11 protein-coding genes are annotated in these 14,012 nt (G+C 69.3%); 4 read left to right on the forward strand and 7 right to left on the reverse strand.

Annotation, left to right across the window (positions count from 1 at the left end):
• Nucleotides 1-69 precede the first annotated feature (69 nt).
• Complete coding sequence (locus MTS1_RS03055) at nucleotides 70-2,139, reverse strand: type IIA DNA topoisomerase subunit B (RefSeq protein ID WP_023951320.1); 2,070 nt, start codon at nucleotides 2,137-2,139, stop codon at nucleotides 70-72.
• 193 nt (nucleotides 2,140-2,332) lie between these two features.
• Between MTS1_RS03055 and MTS1_RS03060 the strand changes: the two genes are divergently transcribed.
• Nucleotides 2,333-2,551, forward strand: coding sequence for a hypothetical protein (locus MTS1_RS03060; RefSeq protein WP_023951321.1), 219 nt, complete (start codon nucleotides 2,333-2,335; stop codon nucleotides 2,549-2,551).
• Between the two features lie 81 nt (nucleotides 2,552-2,632).
• On the opposite strand, the gene MTS1_RS03065 is transcribed toward MTS1_RS03060, so the two are convergent.
• The 5 genes from MTS1_RS03065 to MTS1_RS03085 form a co-directional block, all read right to left on the reverse strand.
• Nucleotides 2,633-3,640 (reverse strand): sugar-transfer associated ATP-grasp domain-containing protein, encoded by a 1,008-nt coding sequence (locus tag MTS1_RS03065; RefSeq protein ID WP_023951322.1) that lies wholly within the window; start codon nucleotides 3,638-3,640, stop codon nucleotides 2,633-2,635.
• A gap of 50 nt (nucleotides 3,641-3,690) precedes the next feature.
• Nucleotides 3,691-4,704 (reverse strand): sugar-transfer associated ATP-grasp domain-containing protein, encoded by a 1,014-nt coding sequence (locus MTS1_RS03070; protein ID WP_233494891.1) that lies wholly within the window; start codon nucleotides 4,702-4,704, stop codon nucleotides 3,691-3,693.
• A gap of 10 nt (nucleotides 4,705-4,714) precedes the next feature.
• Nucleotides 4,715-5,413 (reverse strand): coenzyme F420-0:L-glutamate ligase, encoded by a 699-nt coding sequence (locus tag MTS1_RS03075; protein WP_023951326.1) that lies wholly within the window; start codon nucleotides 5,411-5,413, stop codon nucleotides 4,715-4,717.
• Nucleotides 5,410-6,732, reverse strand: a complete 1,323-nt coding sequence (locus MTS1_RS03080) for an RNA polymerase sigma factor (RefSeq protein WP_023951328.1) — start codon at nucleotides 6,730-6,732, stop codon at nucleotides 5,410-5,412. Before MTS1_RS03080 ends, MTS1_RS03075 begins: the two co-directional genes overlap by 4 nt.
• Nucleotides 6,733-6,962: 230 nt before the next feature.
• Nucleotides 6,963-7,889 (reverse strand): proteasome assembly chaperone family protein, encoded by a 927-nt coding sequence (locus tag MTS1_RS03085; protein WP_023951330.1) that lies wholly within the window; start codon nucleotides 7,887-7,889, stop codon nucleotides 6,963-6,965.
• 91 nt (nucleotides 7,890-7,980) lie between these two features.
• On the opposite strand from MTS1_RS03085, the gene MTS1_RS03090 reads away from it, so the two are divergent.
• The 3 genes from MTS1_RS03090 (at nucleotide 7,981) to sucB (ending at nucleotide 12,612) form a co-directional block, all read left to right on the forward strand.
• Nucleotides 7,981-9,447 carry a leucyl aminopeptidase gene (locus MTS1_RS03090; RefSeq protein WP_023951332.1) on the forward strand — a complete coding sequence of 489 codons (1,467 nt, stop codon included), beginning with the start codon at nucleotides 7,981-7,983 and terminating at the stop codon, nucleotides 9,445-9,447.
• Nucleotides 9,444-10,814, forward strand: a complete 1,371-nt coding sequence (gene lpdA, locus MTS1_RS03095; protein ID WP_023951334.1) for a dihydrolipoyl dehydrogenase — start codon at nucleotides 9,444-9,446, stop codon at nucleotides 10,812-10,814. Before MTS1_RS03090 ends, lpdA begins: the two co-directional genes overlap by 4 nt.
• Before the next feature lie 64 nt (nucleotides 10,815-10,878).
• On the forward strand, nucleotides 10,879-12,612 hold the full coding sequence (sucB, locus tag MTS1_RS03100; RefSeq protein ID WP_023951336.1) for a 2-oxoglutarate dehydrogenase, E2 component, dihydrolipoamide succinyltransferase: 1,734 nt from the start codon (nucleotides 10,879-10,881) through the stop codon (nucleotides 12,610-12,612).
• An 18-nt stretch (nucleotides 12,613-12,630) separates the two neighbouring features.
• Here sucB and MTS1_RS03105 read toward each other — a convergent pair whose 3' ends face one another.
• Complete coding sequence (locus MTS1_RS03105; RefSeq protein WP_023951338.1) at nucleotides 12,631-13,950, reverse strand: hypothetical protein; 1,320 nt, start codon at nucleotides 13,948-13,950, stop codon at nucleotides 12,631-12,633.
• Nucleotides 13,951-14,012: the final 62 nt, after the last annotated feature.

The raw sequence follows: 14,012 nt of genomic DNA on the forward strand, positions 1-14,012 counted from the left end.
ACGGTTGACCGGAATTCCTCCGAGGCTCGCGTCGTCCTCCGAGTTTCGGAGGGGCAGCCGCGACGCGGGTCAGGCGTCGATGGACTCGCGCGAGAGCCGATCGCTCGAGGTGACGATGAAGTCGCGGCGCGGGGCGACCTCGTTGCCCATGAGCAGCTCGAAGACCGCGTTGGCGGCATCTGCATCCTCGACGCGGACACGGCGCAGCGTGCGGCCGGCGCGATCCATCGTGGTCGTCGCCAGCTGATCGGCATCCATCTCGCCGAGGCCCTTGTAGCGCTGCACCGGCTCCTGCCACTTGCGCCCCGACTTGCGGAGCTTTGCGAGCAGTCCGTGCAGTTCGGCCTCCGAATAGGTGTAGATCGTCTCGTTCGGCTTCGAGCCGGGATTCACGACGACCACACGATGCAGCGGAGGCACGGCGGCGAACACGCGGCCCTCCTCGATCAGCGGTCGCATGTAGCGGAAGAAAAGGGTCAGCAGCAGCGTGCGGATGTGCGCGCCGTCGACGTCGGCATCGCTCATCAGGATGACCTTGCCGTAGCGGGCCGCGCTCAGGTCGAACGAGCGCCCGGAACCGGCACCGATCACCTGGATGATCGCGGCGCACTCGGCATTGGAGAGCATGTCGCTCACCGAGGCCTTCTGGACGTTCAGGATCTTGCCGCGGATCGGGAGGAGCGCCTGATACTCGCTGTTGCGGGCGTGCTTGGCCGTACCGAGGGCCGAGTCGCCCTCGACGATGAACAACTCGGATTCGGCCACGTCGTTGCTGCGGCAGTCCGCCAGCTTCGCCGGCAGCGACGACGACTCGAGGGCCGTCTTGCGGCGCTGCGTCTCTTTGTGCGTGCGCGCCGAGATGCGCGCCTTCATCTCGGAGACGACCTTCTCGAGCAGCTGCCCGGTCTGCGCCTTGTCGTCGCGCTTCGTGGAGGAGAAGAGCGCCCCCATCTCGCGATTGACCACCGAGGCGACGATCTGGCGCACGGCCGGTGTTCCGAGGATCTCCTTGGTCTGGCCCTCGAACTGGGGCTCGGGGAGCCGGACCGTCAGCACGGCCGTGAGGCCGGCGAGGATGTCGTCCTTCTCGAGCTTGTCGTTTCCGACCTTCAGCCGTCGCGCGTTCTGCTCGACCTGGCTGCGGATGACCTTCATGAGCCCCTGCTCGAAGCCCTGCTGGTGCGTTCCGCCCTTCGGGGTGGCGATGATGTTCACGAACGACCGGGTGACGGTCTCATAGCTCGTCCCCCACCGCAGCGCGATGTCGACCTCGCAGGAGCGCTCGACTTCGGTCGGCACCATGGCGCCGTTGGCCTGCAGCACGGGCACGGTCTCGGTGAACGTTCCCGAGCCGGTCAGGCGCCACGTGTCGGTGATCGGCGCGTCGGGGGCCAGGAACTCCGCGAACTCCGAGATGCCGCCGTCGAAGCGGTAGCTCGTCTCGACCCGCTCCTCGCCGCGCTCGTCGACGATGACGATCTCGAGGCCGGGGACGAGGAAGGCGGTCTGACGTGCACGCTGCACGAGCTCTTCGAGGTGGAACGCGGCATCCTTCGTGAAGATCTGCCGGTCGGCCCAGTAGCGGATGCGGGTTCCGGTGGTGCCTCGGGGCGCCTTGCCGACCACGCGCAGCTCTGAGGAACGCTCGAACGGCGTGAACTCCGAGTCGGGAGCGTCGCCCGCGAACAGACCGGGCTCGCCGCGGTGGAACGACATCGCGTAGGTCTTGCCCCCACGGTCGACCTCGACGTCGAGACGCTCGGAGAGGGCGTTGACGACGGAGGCTCCGACGCCGTGGAGTCCACCCGACGCGGCGTACGAGCCGCCACCGAACTTTCCGCCGGCGTGCAGCTTGGTGAAAACGACCTCGACACCGGTCAGACCGGTGCGGGGCTCGACATCGACGGGGATGCCGCGCGCGCGGTCGCGAACCTCGACGCTGCCGTCGGCGTGGAGGACGATGTCGATGCGCGAGCCGTAACCGCCCAGGGCCTCGTCGACGGAATTGTCGATGATCTCCCAGAGGCAGTGCATGAGGCCGCGCGAGTCGGTCGAGCCGATGTACATGCCAGGGCGCTTGCGGACGGCCTCCAGCCCTTCGAGCACCTGGAGGTGATGGGCGGAATACTCAGCAGTCACGATCTCCAAGCGTATCCGCGCGCACCGACACGAAGGGGAGGACACACGCCCTCGGGAGCGACTCGGGCCCGAGTGCGGGCGGTGAGCGTACGCGCTGAGCGAAATGATCGTCAAATGGGGCATACCCCCGGCTGGTCGTGGTTGTATCGAGGGACTCAGTTGCACGACCCGATCGACCGAGGAGGCACCCATCATGACCACGAACACTTCCGAGAGCACCGCCGTCCTCGACCACCGCCTGACCGCGGCCGATCGCTGCGACTCGTGCGGCGCCCAGGCTTACATCGCCGCAGAGGTGAACGGCAGCGAACTGCTCTTCTGCGCCCACCACGGACGCAAGTACGAAGAGAAGCTGCGCGCCGTCGCCACCAGCTGGCACGACGAGACCTCGCGCCTCGTCGCCGCCGGCTGAGGACGGCTCCACGACGAAAGCCCCGAGCATCGCGCTCGGGGCTTTCGCGTTCCCCGGCACCGCGGGGTGCCGGGTCGCGGGTCAGAAGCCGACGGCTGCCTGATAGACGGGGAGCAGACCGGTACGCACGCCCGAGGCGGACGGCTTGGGCTGGAACACGCTCGAGTTGTGGTTCCCCTCGATCACGACGGGGCCGTTCGGCGTGATCGCCAGATCCCACCCGACGTAGGGTGCTTCCGGCGTCCGGCGCGCCAGCTGCTCGGTGAGGGCGAGCACCTGGTCGAACAACGGCACCGTGAAGCCGACGATAGGGGTGCCGGTGACCGGGTGCTCACGATAGACGTTCGAGTTCTTGTCGACGCCCGGATACAGCGCGACGCCGTGCTCGTCGAGCATCGTGAACATGCCGCCCGAGGCGAAGTTGTCGATGACGTCGCCGTTCCCGATGCGCAGGACGCCGGCCAGAAGGCGGACGTGGCCGTCGGGGGTGAGGAACGTGATCATCCTCACCGTGTTGACGCTGTCGGGGTAGAGCGAGGCCATCTCGGGGTGCTGGACGATGAACTCGTCGACGATCGACTGGCCGGCCGCGGTCGCCTCGGCCCGGAACGCGGCGGCATCCGTCACGTTCTCGTGCAGGGTGATCCCCCCACCGCCGTGCCCGTCGAGCGGCTTGGCCAGCACCTTCGGGTGACGCGCCAGGAACGCGCCGAGCTCGGCGTCGTCGACATCCCGGAGGTCGAGCGTCTCGCGGCCGAGCAGATCGGCGTACTCGCGCGCGAAGCGCCGCTTGTCTTCGAGCTTCGCGCGCCCCTCGGGCGTATTGTGCATGCGGGTGATCCGGAACGACTTCGGGTGCGTCATCCAGGTCGCGCGCTCGCGGGCGTTCAGCAGACGGATGTCCCACACCGCGTAATCGCGGAAGCCCATGTCGTACTTGACCGAGCACCACAGCATGTCGGCGATGATGAGCGGCAGCGGTGCTCTCGACACCTTCTGCACCTGGCGCCCGAACTCGATGAGATTGCCGACCCGGATGTTGCGGGCTCGGTCCAGGAGGTAGCCCAGCCGGACGCGTGATCGACCCATTGCTCGTTCTCTCCGTGTTCTCGGTGTTGCGGTTGCGGATCCGCGGGCGCTCAGAAGCGCATCGCGGCGCGGTAGCGCGGCAGCAGCCCGCGCCGGATGCCCGACACCGACGGCTTGGACTGGAACACGCCCGTGTTGTGGTTGCCCTCGATCACCACCGGGCGCTCCGGCGTGATGGCGATGTCCCAGCCGATGTACGGCATCTCGGGAACACGGCGGGCAAGGCTATCGACGAGCTCGAGGACCTGCGGGTACAGCGGGACCTGGTACCCCGTGATCGCGACTCCCGTGATCGGGTGCGTCTCGAAGGGACGGCCCTCTTCGTCGCTGGCGGCGTGGAGCGCCCGGCCCTCATCGTCGAGCATGGTGTACATGCCACCGTTGGAGAAGTTGTCGATGACGCCGCCGTTGCCGACCTTCAGAACCGCGGCGAGGACGTGCACGACGTCGTCGGGATCGCGATAGGTCACGACTCGCAGCGAGTTGACGCTGCCGGGATACAGGCGCGCCATCTCGGGATGCTGCACCAGCACCTCCTCGACCAGCGTCTCGCCCGACGCGAGGAGTTCCTCGCGGAGGCTCGCGACGTCGCCGATCGACGCGACCTCCCGCATCGTGATGCCGTTGCCGCCGACTCCCCCGGGGTTCTTCGTGATGACGCGCTCGCGCCCGTCGAGGAAGGCTGCCAGCGCCGCGGTGTCGGATGAGGCGACATCGAGCCACGCGCGCCCGAGCTCGTCGCCGAACCGGCGCGCGAACTGGAGCTTGTCGTCGAAGACGCCGCGCACGGAGTTGTCGTTGAGGCGTCGTGAGAGGTGGAACGACTTGGGGTCGGTCATGTAGGTGCGGCGCTCGCGAGCCTTGAGGATCCGGAAGTCCCACTCGGAGTAGTTCTCGAACGTCGTCTCGTAGCGGACGGCGCACCATGCCATGTCGGCCGCGACCCACCAGACCGGCGCCTTCGAGAGGGCGGCGGACTGCCGGGCGAACTGCAGCACCCGCTCGCGATCGAACGAGACGACGCGGCGGACGAAGAAACGCGCGCGCCGGTAGACCCGGTTCACCGCTCCCACGTCAGACCTCGCGGATGACGCCGAGCGGCGTCGACTCGTGACCCTGGCCCAGCGGGTTGTCGCGCAGGATCCGCACGAGCCGCTGCTCTCCGGCCTTGTCGAGCGTCGAGCCGAGGATGTTGCCGCCGATGTCGTTGATGTCGACGACCGCCACCTCGGCGATGCCGCCCAACCGGGACTTGATCCGCGCGGCGACGCCCTTCGGATCGGTCGGCCCCAGGACGACCGCCTTGTTGTACGGCGGGATGGTGCCCGACGTCGGGCCGTCGATCGCGCGCGCCTTGTCTCCCGCGACGCGGTAGAAGTCGCCGCGTCGACCGAAGATCTTCGTCACGGCGCTGACAGCCGCGGCGAACAGGATGCGCGGTGTACCGCACTCGCGGAGGGCCATCTCCATCGTCTCCGGCATCCCCAGACCGATTCCGTAGGGCGTGCGGGTGACGTACTTCGACAGGAACCTCGCGAGCGGGCGGACGCGGATCTCGTCGAGCGTGTACGAACGGCCCTGCGTGATCGCGACGATCTTCTCGGTGACGAACAGCAGGTCCCCCGGCTGGACGGCCGAGGCGGCGTACTCCGAGATGACGGCGTCGAGATCGTCGCCGGGCATCACCACGCGGGTACGGATCGGGATCCGCGCGTAGGACGTGCCGTCGACGACGACCTCGAGAGCCTTGCCCTCGTTCGCGGCGCCGGTCACTCGAGGTAGTCCCGGAGCGACTGCGACCGCGACGGGTGGCGCAGCTTGGCCATCGTCTTCGATTCGATCTGACGGATGCGCTCGCGCGTGACACCGAACGTGTCGCCGATCTGGTCGAGGGTCTTCGGCTGACCGTCGCCGAGGCCGAAGCGCATGCGGATGACGCCTGCCTCGCGCTCGCTGAGCGAGTCCAGAAGCGACTCGAGCTGGCGCTGCAGCATCGTGAAGCCGACGGCGTCGGCCGGGACGACCGCCTCGGTGTCTTCGATGAGGTCTCCGAACTCGCTGTCGCCGTCCTCGCCGAGCGGGGTGTGCAGCGAGATCGGTTCGCGGCCGTACTTCTGGACCTCGATGACCTTCTCGGGGGTCATGTCGAGCTCGCGGCTGAGCTCCTCGGGCGTGGGCTCGCGGCCCAGGTCCTGCAGCATCTGACGCTGCACGCGGGCGAGCTTGTTGATGACCTCGACCATGTGCACCGGGATGCGGATCGTGCGGGCCTGGTCGGCCATGGCGCGCGTGATCGCCTGGCGGATCCACCAGGTCGCGTAGGTCGAGAACTTGAAGCCCTTGGTGTAGTCGAACTTCTCAACGGCGCGGATCAGACCGAGGTTGCCCTCCTGGATAAGGTCCAGGAACTGCATGCCACGGCCCGTGTAGCGCTTGGCGAGCGAGACGACGAGTCGCAGGTTGGCGCCGAGCAGGTGACTCTTGGCACGCTGTCCGTCACGCGCGACCCACTGCAGGTCGAGCCCCAGCTGGTTGGACTTCTCGGCGGCCGACATGTGCGACAGCTTCTCTTCGGCGAAGAGTCCGGCTTCGATGCGCATCGCCAGCTCGACCTCTTCGGCCGCGTTGAGCAGAGGCACCTTGCCGATCTGCTTGAGGTAGTCCTTGACCGGGTCGGCCGTGGCGCCGGTGATCTGCGTCGAGTAGACGGGGACGTCTTCCTCGTCGCTCGAGGAGATGACGATCGCGCCGGTGGGCAGAGCCTCGGTGACGGCCGGCTTCTTCGGCTCGTCGTCGTCCTCGTCGTCGTCGGCCTTGGCAGCGTCGCCCGCGGGGGCGGCGTCGTCGTCCGAGGCGTCGTCGGCGTCGACCTCGACGTCGACCTCGACGTCCTCGTCGTCCATCTCTTCGTCGTCGTCGGCCTTGGCCTTGGAGGCCTTCGCGGGCGCGGCCTTCTTGGTCGCGGCCTTCTTGGCGGGCGCCTTCTTCGCAGCGCTCTTCGGCGCAGCCTTCGCGGCGGTGGCGGGCGCGTCCTCGACGAGTTCGGTGTCCTCGCTCGCGCGGGTGCGGGTGGTCTTCGTGCCTGACGTCACGGTTAGCCTCTCACCGGTGCGAACGCACCGGGTTCTCGGACACTAGTAAGACCCTTGTCAAGTCCCCCGCCACTCGAGCGAACGAGGAGCACAGGATCGACAACGGGTCAGGTCCTTCATTGTCTCATATCTCGTGCGCTGTTCCTGCGCAAGCATTCATTCCTATGAGAACGCCGACCGGGCGTGACGCATTCCCTCCATCGGGAATCGCGGTGCGCAACGGGCCGATGTCAGGAGCGTCCGCGCTTGTCGTCGTCGCCCGGTGGGCGCGAGGCGAGGAATCGTTCGAGCTCGGCGGCCAGCTCATCCGCGCTCGGAAGATCACCCGTATGGATGATGGGCTGCCCGAGAGCCGACGCCGCCATGTAGGAGTCGTACCGCTCCTCGAGCGTGTGCAGCATCGTCGTCAGCTCTTCGCTGCCCGAGACCTGGTCCTCGACCTTCTCGAGGTAGTCGCGGTTCTCGTTGCGGAGCGTGTCGCTGTCGAAGACGAGCCCGGTCGCGACACTCAGACTGTCGAGGCCGGCGATGGCCGCAGCGGGGTACTCGGTGTCACCGAGGTAATGAGGAACCAGCAGCGCGAAGCCCGCAACGCGCGCATCCGCCTCGGCGAGACGGAGCTCGAGCAGATGTCCCGCGGTGGCGGGGATCTGCGTGCGCGGCTGCCAGACCGAGTGAGCCGCGGTCAGCTCCGATCGGGTACCGCTGACCGTCGCCCCGATGGGACGGGTGTGCGGCACCGGCATCGGAATGGCATGCACCCACGTGATCGAGGCGACCTGCATGCCCTCTGCCAGCCCCACGACCGTCTCAGCGAAGGCTTCCCAGGCGAAGTCCGGCTCGTAGCCCGCGAGCAGCACGAACGGCTGACCCAGCGAGTCGTGCGCGAGCGACAGCTCGAGGCGCGGCGCACGGTAGTCGGTCAGGTGGTCCTCGTCGAAGGTCACGATCGGCCGACGCGCGCGGTAGTCGAACAGGACGTCGTTGTCGAAGGCGACGATCGGCGTCGGGTCGAGCTCTCCGCGGAAGTACTCCACGATGCGGGAGACCGCGCCGCCGGCATCCGTGAACCCGGTCAGCGCGATGACGAGCGGCAGCCCCGCGGGGACGGGCGGGGACCCGGCGGCACGTGCGTAGAGCGGTCCGGACAGCGGCATGCTTCAACTCTACGAGGCGCTTCATGCCCCGGAGGCGGCTCGCCCCTCGCTGACAGCGAACGCCGCCGGCTCGCGAACCTAGGATGGGAGGATGCCGTTCCCCGAGATCGCGCACACCAGCGCGCCCGTCACCGAGTCCGACGCCGACGCCCTGGTCCTCGCTCTGCCACCGCTCGACGAGCACGCAGACGTCGCCGGCTGGCCGGGCATCGCCGAGATGCTGGCAGCCGTCGGATTCACCGGCGCACGAGGATCGGTGCACCGCGTGTTCCTGCCCGCCGTGTCGTCGACGCCCGTCGTCGTCGTCGGAACCGGAAGCGACCCCGACGTCCACGCGCTGCGTGATGCCGTCGGCACCGCGGTTCGCGTGACCACCGGGTTCGCCTCGCTCGCCGTCGCCGCACCGCTCGCGCCCGCCGAGACCTGGGGCGCCCTCGCCGAGGGCGCCGTCATGGGCGGTTACCGCTTCGCGGGATACAAGGGCGGCACGCCGAAGTCGCGAGCAGAGCGCGTCACGATCCACTCGTCCGCCTCGCCCTCCGCCGAGGAGATCGCCGGGGTCAACGCGCTCGGACGATCGCTCGCGCTGGTGAAGGACCTGGTCAGCACGCCCGCCGAGTGGCTCTCTCCCGCCGACTTGGCGGAGCGCGCGATCGAGGCCGTCGCCGGCCTGCCCGTCGAGGTCGAGGTGCTCGACGAGGCGGAGCTCGAACGGCAGGGCTTCGGCGGAGTGCTCGGTGTCGGGCAGGGCTCGGACCGGCCGCCGCGCGTCGTGCGGGTGGAGTACTCCCCCGCCGATGCCGCGCGCCACGTCGCTCTGGTCGGCAAGGGCATCACGTTCGACACGGGAGGCCTCTCGCTGAAGCCAGCCGCGAGCATGGTCGGGATGAAGTACGACATGGCCGGTGCCGCGACGGTGCTCGCCGTCGTCCAGGCCGCGGCTGCGCTCGCTCTCCCTGTGCGGGTCTCGGCATGGCTGTGCGTGGCCGACAACATGCCTTCCGGCCGCGCGACGCGTCCGGGTGATGTGCTCCGGATGCTGGATGGGACGACCGTCGAGGTCCTGAACACCGACGCGGAAGGTCGCCTCGTCCTCGCGGACGGCCTCGTCGCCGCCAGCCGGACACGACCCGACGCGATCGTCGACGTGGCGACCCTGACGGGGGCGATCATCGTCGCGCTCGGAAACCGTCACACCGGCGTCATGGGAGACGACCACGCCGTCGCCGACTACCTGGCGGCCGCCGAGCGCGCGGGCGAAGCCGCCTGGCAGCTGCCTTTGCCGGCGCACATGGAGGACGAGCTCGACTCCCCCATCGCCGACATGCAGAACGCGAAGATCGGCGACCCCTCCGGCGGCTCGCTCTTCGCCGGGCTGTTCCTCCAGCGCTTCGTCGGTCGCGCCGGCGACGAGGACGACGCGCCCCGCATCCCCTGGATCCACCTCGACATCGCGGGGTCCGGCACGACCAAGGCCGCGTTCGGCGGCACCGACAAGGGGCCGACCGCAGCCACCGTCCGCTCACTCGTCGAGTACCTGCGGGGTTCGCAGCGATGACCGATCACAGCGTCGATCTCGTCGTCCTCGGCGGCGGCAGCGGAGGCTACGCGGCCGCGCTCCGCGCGGCTGAGCTCGGTTCCTCGGTGGTGCTCGTCGAGAAGGACAAGGTCGGCGGAACCTGCCTGCACCGGGGCTGCATCCCGACCAAGGCACTCCTGCACTCCGCGGAGGTCGCGGACAACGTCCGCGGCTCGGAGCACGTCGGCGTCCGCGCTGCGTTCGAGGGCATCGACGTCGCGGGGGTCCATGCGTATCGCGACGGCATCGTCGCCAAGAAGCACAAGGGTCTCGAGGGTCTGATCGCGGCACGGAAGATCACCGTCGTGCACGGCGAGGGCAGGCTCGAGGCGGACGGTGGCGTGACCGTGGGCGGCGACCGTTACCGCGGCACCGACGTCGTGCTGGCAACCGGTTCGTACAGCCGCTCGCTGCCGGGGCTCGAGCTCGACGACCGGATCATCACGAGCGAGGGCGCCCTGGCGCTCCCCACTGTGCCGCGTCACGCCGTCATCCTCGGTGGTGGTGTCATCGGCGTCGAGTTCGCGAGCATCTGGCGCTCCTTCGGCGCGGACGTGACGATCATCGAGGCGCTCGATCGATTGCTGCCGGCGGAGGATGCCGCGATGAGCAAGACGATCCAGCGCGCGTTCCGCAAGCGCGGGATCGACGCGCGCACGGGAGTCCGCTTCAGCGCCGCGGAGTCGCACGCGGACGGCGTCCGGGTGTCGCTCGAAGACGGCACCACGCTGGAGGCCGACGTACTGCTCGTCGCGGTCGGCCGCGGTCCCGCGACGGCGGGCCTCGGCTTCGAGGACGCCGGTGTCGAGCTCGATCGCGGCTTCGTCCGCGTCGACGAGCGGCTGCGCACCACGCGCGACCGCGTGTGGGCCGTCGGCGACATCGTTCCCGGCCTGCAGCTCGCCCATCGCAGCTTCCAGCAGGGCATCTTCGTCGCCGAGGAGATCGCAGGCCTGCGCCCCACCGTCGTTCCCGACAGTCTCGTTCCGCGCGTGACCTACAGCAGTCCCGAGGTCGCCTCCGTCGGGCTGACCGAGGAGCAGGCCCGCGCCGCGCACGGCGACGCGATCGTCGTGCGTGAGTACAACCTCGCCGGAAACGGGAAGAGCGAGATCCTCGGGACGGCCGGGCTGGTCAAGGTCGTCCGACGCCTCGACGGCCCGATCCTCGGTGTGCATCTCGCGGGCGACCGCGTCGGCGAGCTCATCACCGAAGGCCAACTCGCCGTGGGCTGGGAAGCCCACCCCGAGGACATCGCACCATTCATCCACGCCCATCCGACTCAGAGCGAAGCTCTCGGAGAAGCATTCCTGGCGCTGGCGGGCAAACCGCTGCATGCGCTCTGACCGGTCGACCGATGCAGATCAGTAAGCTAGAAGGACATCGGCATTTCTTGAAGGAGACAGATTCATGAGCACTTCCGTGGTCCTCCCCGCGCTCGGAGAGAGCGTCACCGAGGGAACGGTCACCCGCTGGCTCAAGAAGGTCGGTGACACCATCCAGGAAGACGAGGGTCTTCTCGAGATCTCCACCGACAAGGTGGACACCGAGATTCCGTCGCCCGTGAGCGGCGTCATCGAAGAGATCCTCGTGCAGGAGGACGAGACCGTCGAGGTCGGCGCCATCCTGGCGAAGATCGGCGATGGCTCGGGTGCGCCCTCCAGCGACGCCCCCACCGAGCAGGCGCCGGCCGAAGAGGCCCCCGCCCCCGCGCAGGAGGCCCCGGCCGCCGAGGCGCCCGCGGAGTCCGCGCCGCAGCAGTCCGAGCCCGCGCCCGCAGCAGCCGGCGACGCGAAGGATGTCGTCCTCCCCGAGCTCGGCGAGAGCGTCACCGAGGGAACCGTCACCCGCTGGCTCAAGCAGATCGGCGACGACGTCGCCGTCGATGAGCCGCTCCTCGAGATCTCGACCGACAAGGTCGACACCGAGATCCCCGCTCCCTTCGCGGGCACTCTCGTCGAGATCCTCGTCCAGGAGGACGAGACCGTCGAGGTCGGCTCCGCGCTCGCGCGCATCGGTTCGGGTGTTCCCGCTCCGGCTGCCGAGGCGCCCGCCGCTCCCGAGCCGGCTGCCGAGAAGCCGGCCGCACCGGCCGAGGCCCCCGCGCAGCAGTCCGCGCCTGTCCCCGCCCAGCAGTCCGCTCCTGCCCCCGCGCAGCAGTCCGCGCCCGCTCCCGCGCAGCAGTCCGCTCCCGCCGCCGCACCGGCAGCTGAGGCCGCCCCCGCAGCCGACAACGACGGCGTCACGTACGTGACCCCGCTCGTGCGCCGCCTCGCGCAGCAGCAGGGTGTCGACCTCTCGTCGATCAAGGGCAGCGGCGTCGGCGGTCGCATCCGCAAGGAGGACGTCCTCAAGGCCGCGGAAGCCGCGTCGGCGAAGCCCGCCGCAGCGGAGGCACCCGCCGCGCCCGCTCAGGTCGAGGTCTCGGAGCTCCGCGGCACGCGGGCACCGATGTCGCGCCTGCGCAAGGTGCTCGCCAAGCGCGCCGTCGAGTCGATGCAGCAGACCGCTCAGCTGACGACCGTCGTCGAGGTGGACGTCACCAAGCTGTCGGCGTTCCGCGACAAGGTGAAGGTCGACTTCAACGAGAAGACCGGGGCCAAGCTGTCGTTCCTGCCCTTCTTCGCTCTCGCCGCGGCGGAGGCGCTCCAGACCTTCCCGATCGTGAACTCGACGGTCGACGGAGAAGAGATCGTCTACCCGGCCACGGAGAACATCTCGATCGCGGTCGACACCGAGCGCGGACTGCTCACGCCCGTGCTGCGCGACGCCGGTTCGAAGAACCTCGCCCAGATCGCACAGGACATCGCTGACCTCGCCGCACGCACGCGCGACAACAAGCTGAAGCCCGACGAGCTCGCCGGCGGCACGTTCACGATCACCAACACCGGTTCGCGCGGAGCGCTCTTCGACACCCCCGTGGTGTTCCTCCCGCAGTCGGCGATCCTCGGCACCGGCATCGTCTACAAGCGCCCCGGCGTCGTGACGGTGGACGGCAAGGACGCGATCTCGGTGCGCTCGTACGTCTACCTCGCGCTTTCGTACGACCACCGCACGATCGACGGCGCCGACGCGGCGCGCTTCCTGAGCGCCATGAAGGCACGCCTCGAGGGTGCCCAGTTCGAGGGGAACCTCGGCTACTGATCAGCTGAGTCCACCGCATCACGGCTGGTCCGCGACGTCGTATACGTCGCGGACCAGCCGTTTCTCGTCATGGGTGACGACGACCACGATCTGAGAGGGGCGTTCCCCCGAGGGGTCGTCGACGCGCACCACTTCCACTCCGCCGAGATCGTCGAGCAGGCGCACCTCACGCGGCGCGTCGGCGGTCGCGATGCCTTCCGGCAAGGCTGCATCCGGTCGTTCGAGAACCGCGGCGCGGCACGCCGGATCGTCGCTGCGCAAGCAATCCGCAAGGTCGTCGACGACCCGGAGATCAGGGTCGGTCGGCGGTGTCTCGACACGCGACGACGGCGACGACCGATCATCCCCCGGGGCGTCCCCGCCGGCCGACGGATCCGGGGAGCCGGCTTCCGCCCGGGGCTGCTCCTCCGCTTCCGAGGCCGGCACGTCCGCAGCGGATCCTTCATCGCCGCCCGCGCCATATGGCAGAGAGAGGCCGATGGCGACTGTCGCACCGACCGCGGCCAGCGCGACCCACATCACGCGTCGCCGGCCGGCGGACGGGACCGCGCCACTCCGCTCGGGTCGTCGTCGCTGCCGCGAGAGAAGACCGGTCGCATGCTGCAGTGCCGCACGGGTCCCGGCGATCGCGGTGCTCACGCGCCCCATCAGCTCGCCGTCGACGAGCCCCGCCGCCGCGCTTCGCGCCACGACCGCGGCATCCGCCGAGGGGCTCTCTCCGGCAGCACCGCCCGACGGGCGATGTAGGCCCATCGGCGGCGCGATGACGAACGGCTCCGGAGAGGCCACCGCGAACAGGTCGTCCTCGAGACCGGGCGCCGCGAACGGCAGTGTGATCCGGTCCGCCAGGGCGTCACCGACCCGCTGGCGGATATCGGGGGACAGCGTCGCGTCGGGGATGCGACCGAGCACGGTGCGCGACGACATCTCCCATCCCCGCGCTCCCGTGGGGACGAGCACAGGGCGTCCATCGCTCGTCGACCACCACTCCCCCGTGCGCCATTCCGACCGCGCCGCATCCACCGCGCCGCGCAGGACGCTGACGACCAGGGTCACCGCTTGACCGGATGTGAGGTCGAACGCTGCGTCTGCGCCGCACAGGCGCGCACGGAGGAGCGGCAGGATCACGAGCGTCTCGTCCGCGACCCGATCGACGTCGTCGGGAGCGAGAAGGTGACCGCCGGAGCGCGCTGACCACATCTCGTGAGGCACGCGCGTCGCTGCGACCCGGTACACAGCTCCGTGGGGCGACGCCAGGATCTCACCGGGGAAGGGAGCGTCAGGGGGCGCCACACGCCGCAGCGGCGCGGGAACATCGGCGGACGGCGTGTGATTCATCGTGTCAGCGTCGCTCCCGCTCGTCCCCCTCTCACCGGCATCGAGTCGATCTGTGCACGGTC

The organism is Microbacterium sp. TS-1 (assembly GCF_000509385.1).
GTDB lineage: Bacteria > Actinomycetota > Actinomycetes > Actinomycetales > Microbacteriaceae > Microbacterium > Microbacterium arborescens.

Excerpts from the sequence above, each read along its gene's own strand:
- MTS1_RS03060 (WP_023951321.1), top strand. The coding sequence starts at position 2,333 with ATGACCACGAACACTTCCGAGAGCACCGCCGTCCTCGACCACCGCCTG.
- MTS1_RS03065 (WP_023951322.1), bottom strand. The coding sequence starts at position 3,640 with ATGGGTCGATCACGCGTCCGGCTGGGCTACCTCCTGGACCGAGCCCGC.
- MTS1_RS03085 (WP_023951330.1), bottom strand. The coding sequence starts at position 7,889 with ATGCCGCTGTCCGGACCGCTCTACGCACGTGCCGCCGGGTCCCCGCCC.
- MTS1_RS03090 (WP_023951332.1), top strand. The coding sequence starts at position 7,981 with ATGCCGTTCCCCGAGATCGCGCACACCAGCGCGCCCGTCACCGAGTCC.
- lpdA (WP_023951334.1), top strand. The coding sequence starts at position 9,444 with ATGACCGATCACAGCGTCGATCTCGTCGTCCTCGGCGGCGGCAGCGGA.
- sucB (WP_023951336.1), top strand. The coding sequence starts at position 10,879 with ATGAGCACTTCCGTGGTCCTCCCCGCGCTCGGAGAGAGCGTCACCGAG.
- MTS1_RS03105 (WP_023951338.1), bottom strand. The coding sequence starts at position 13,950 with ATGAATCACACGCCGTCCGCCGATGTTCCCGCGCCGCTGCGGCGTGTG.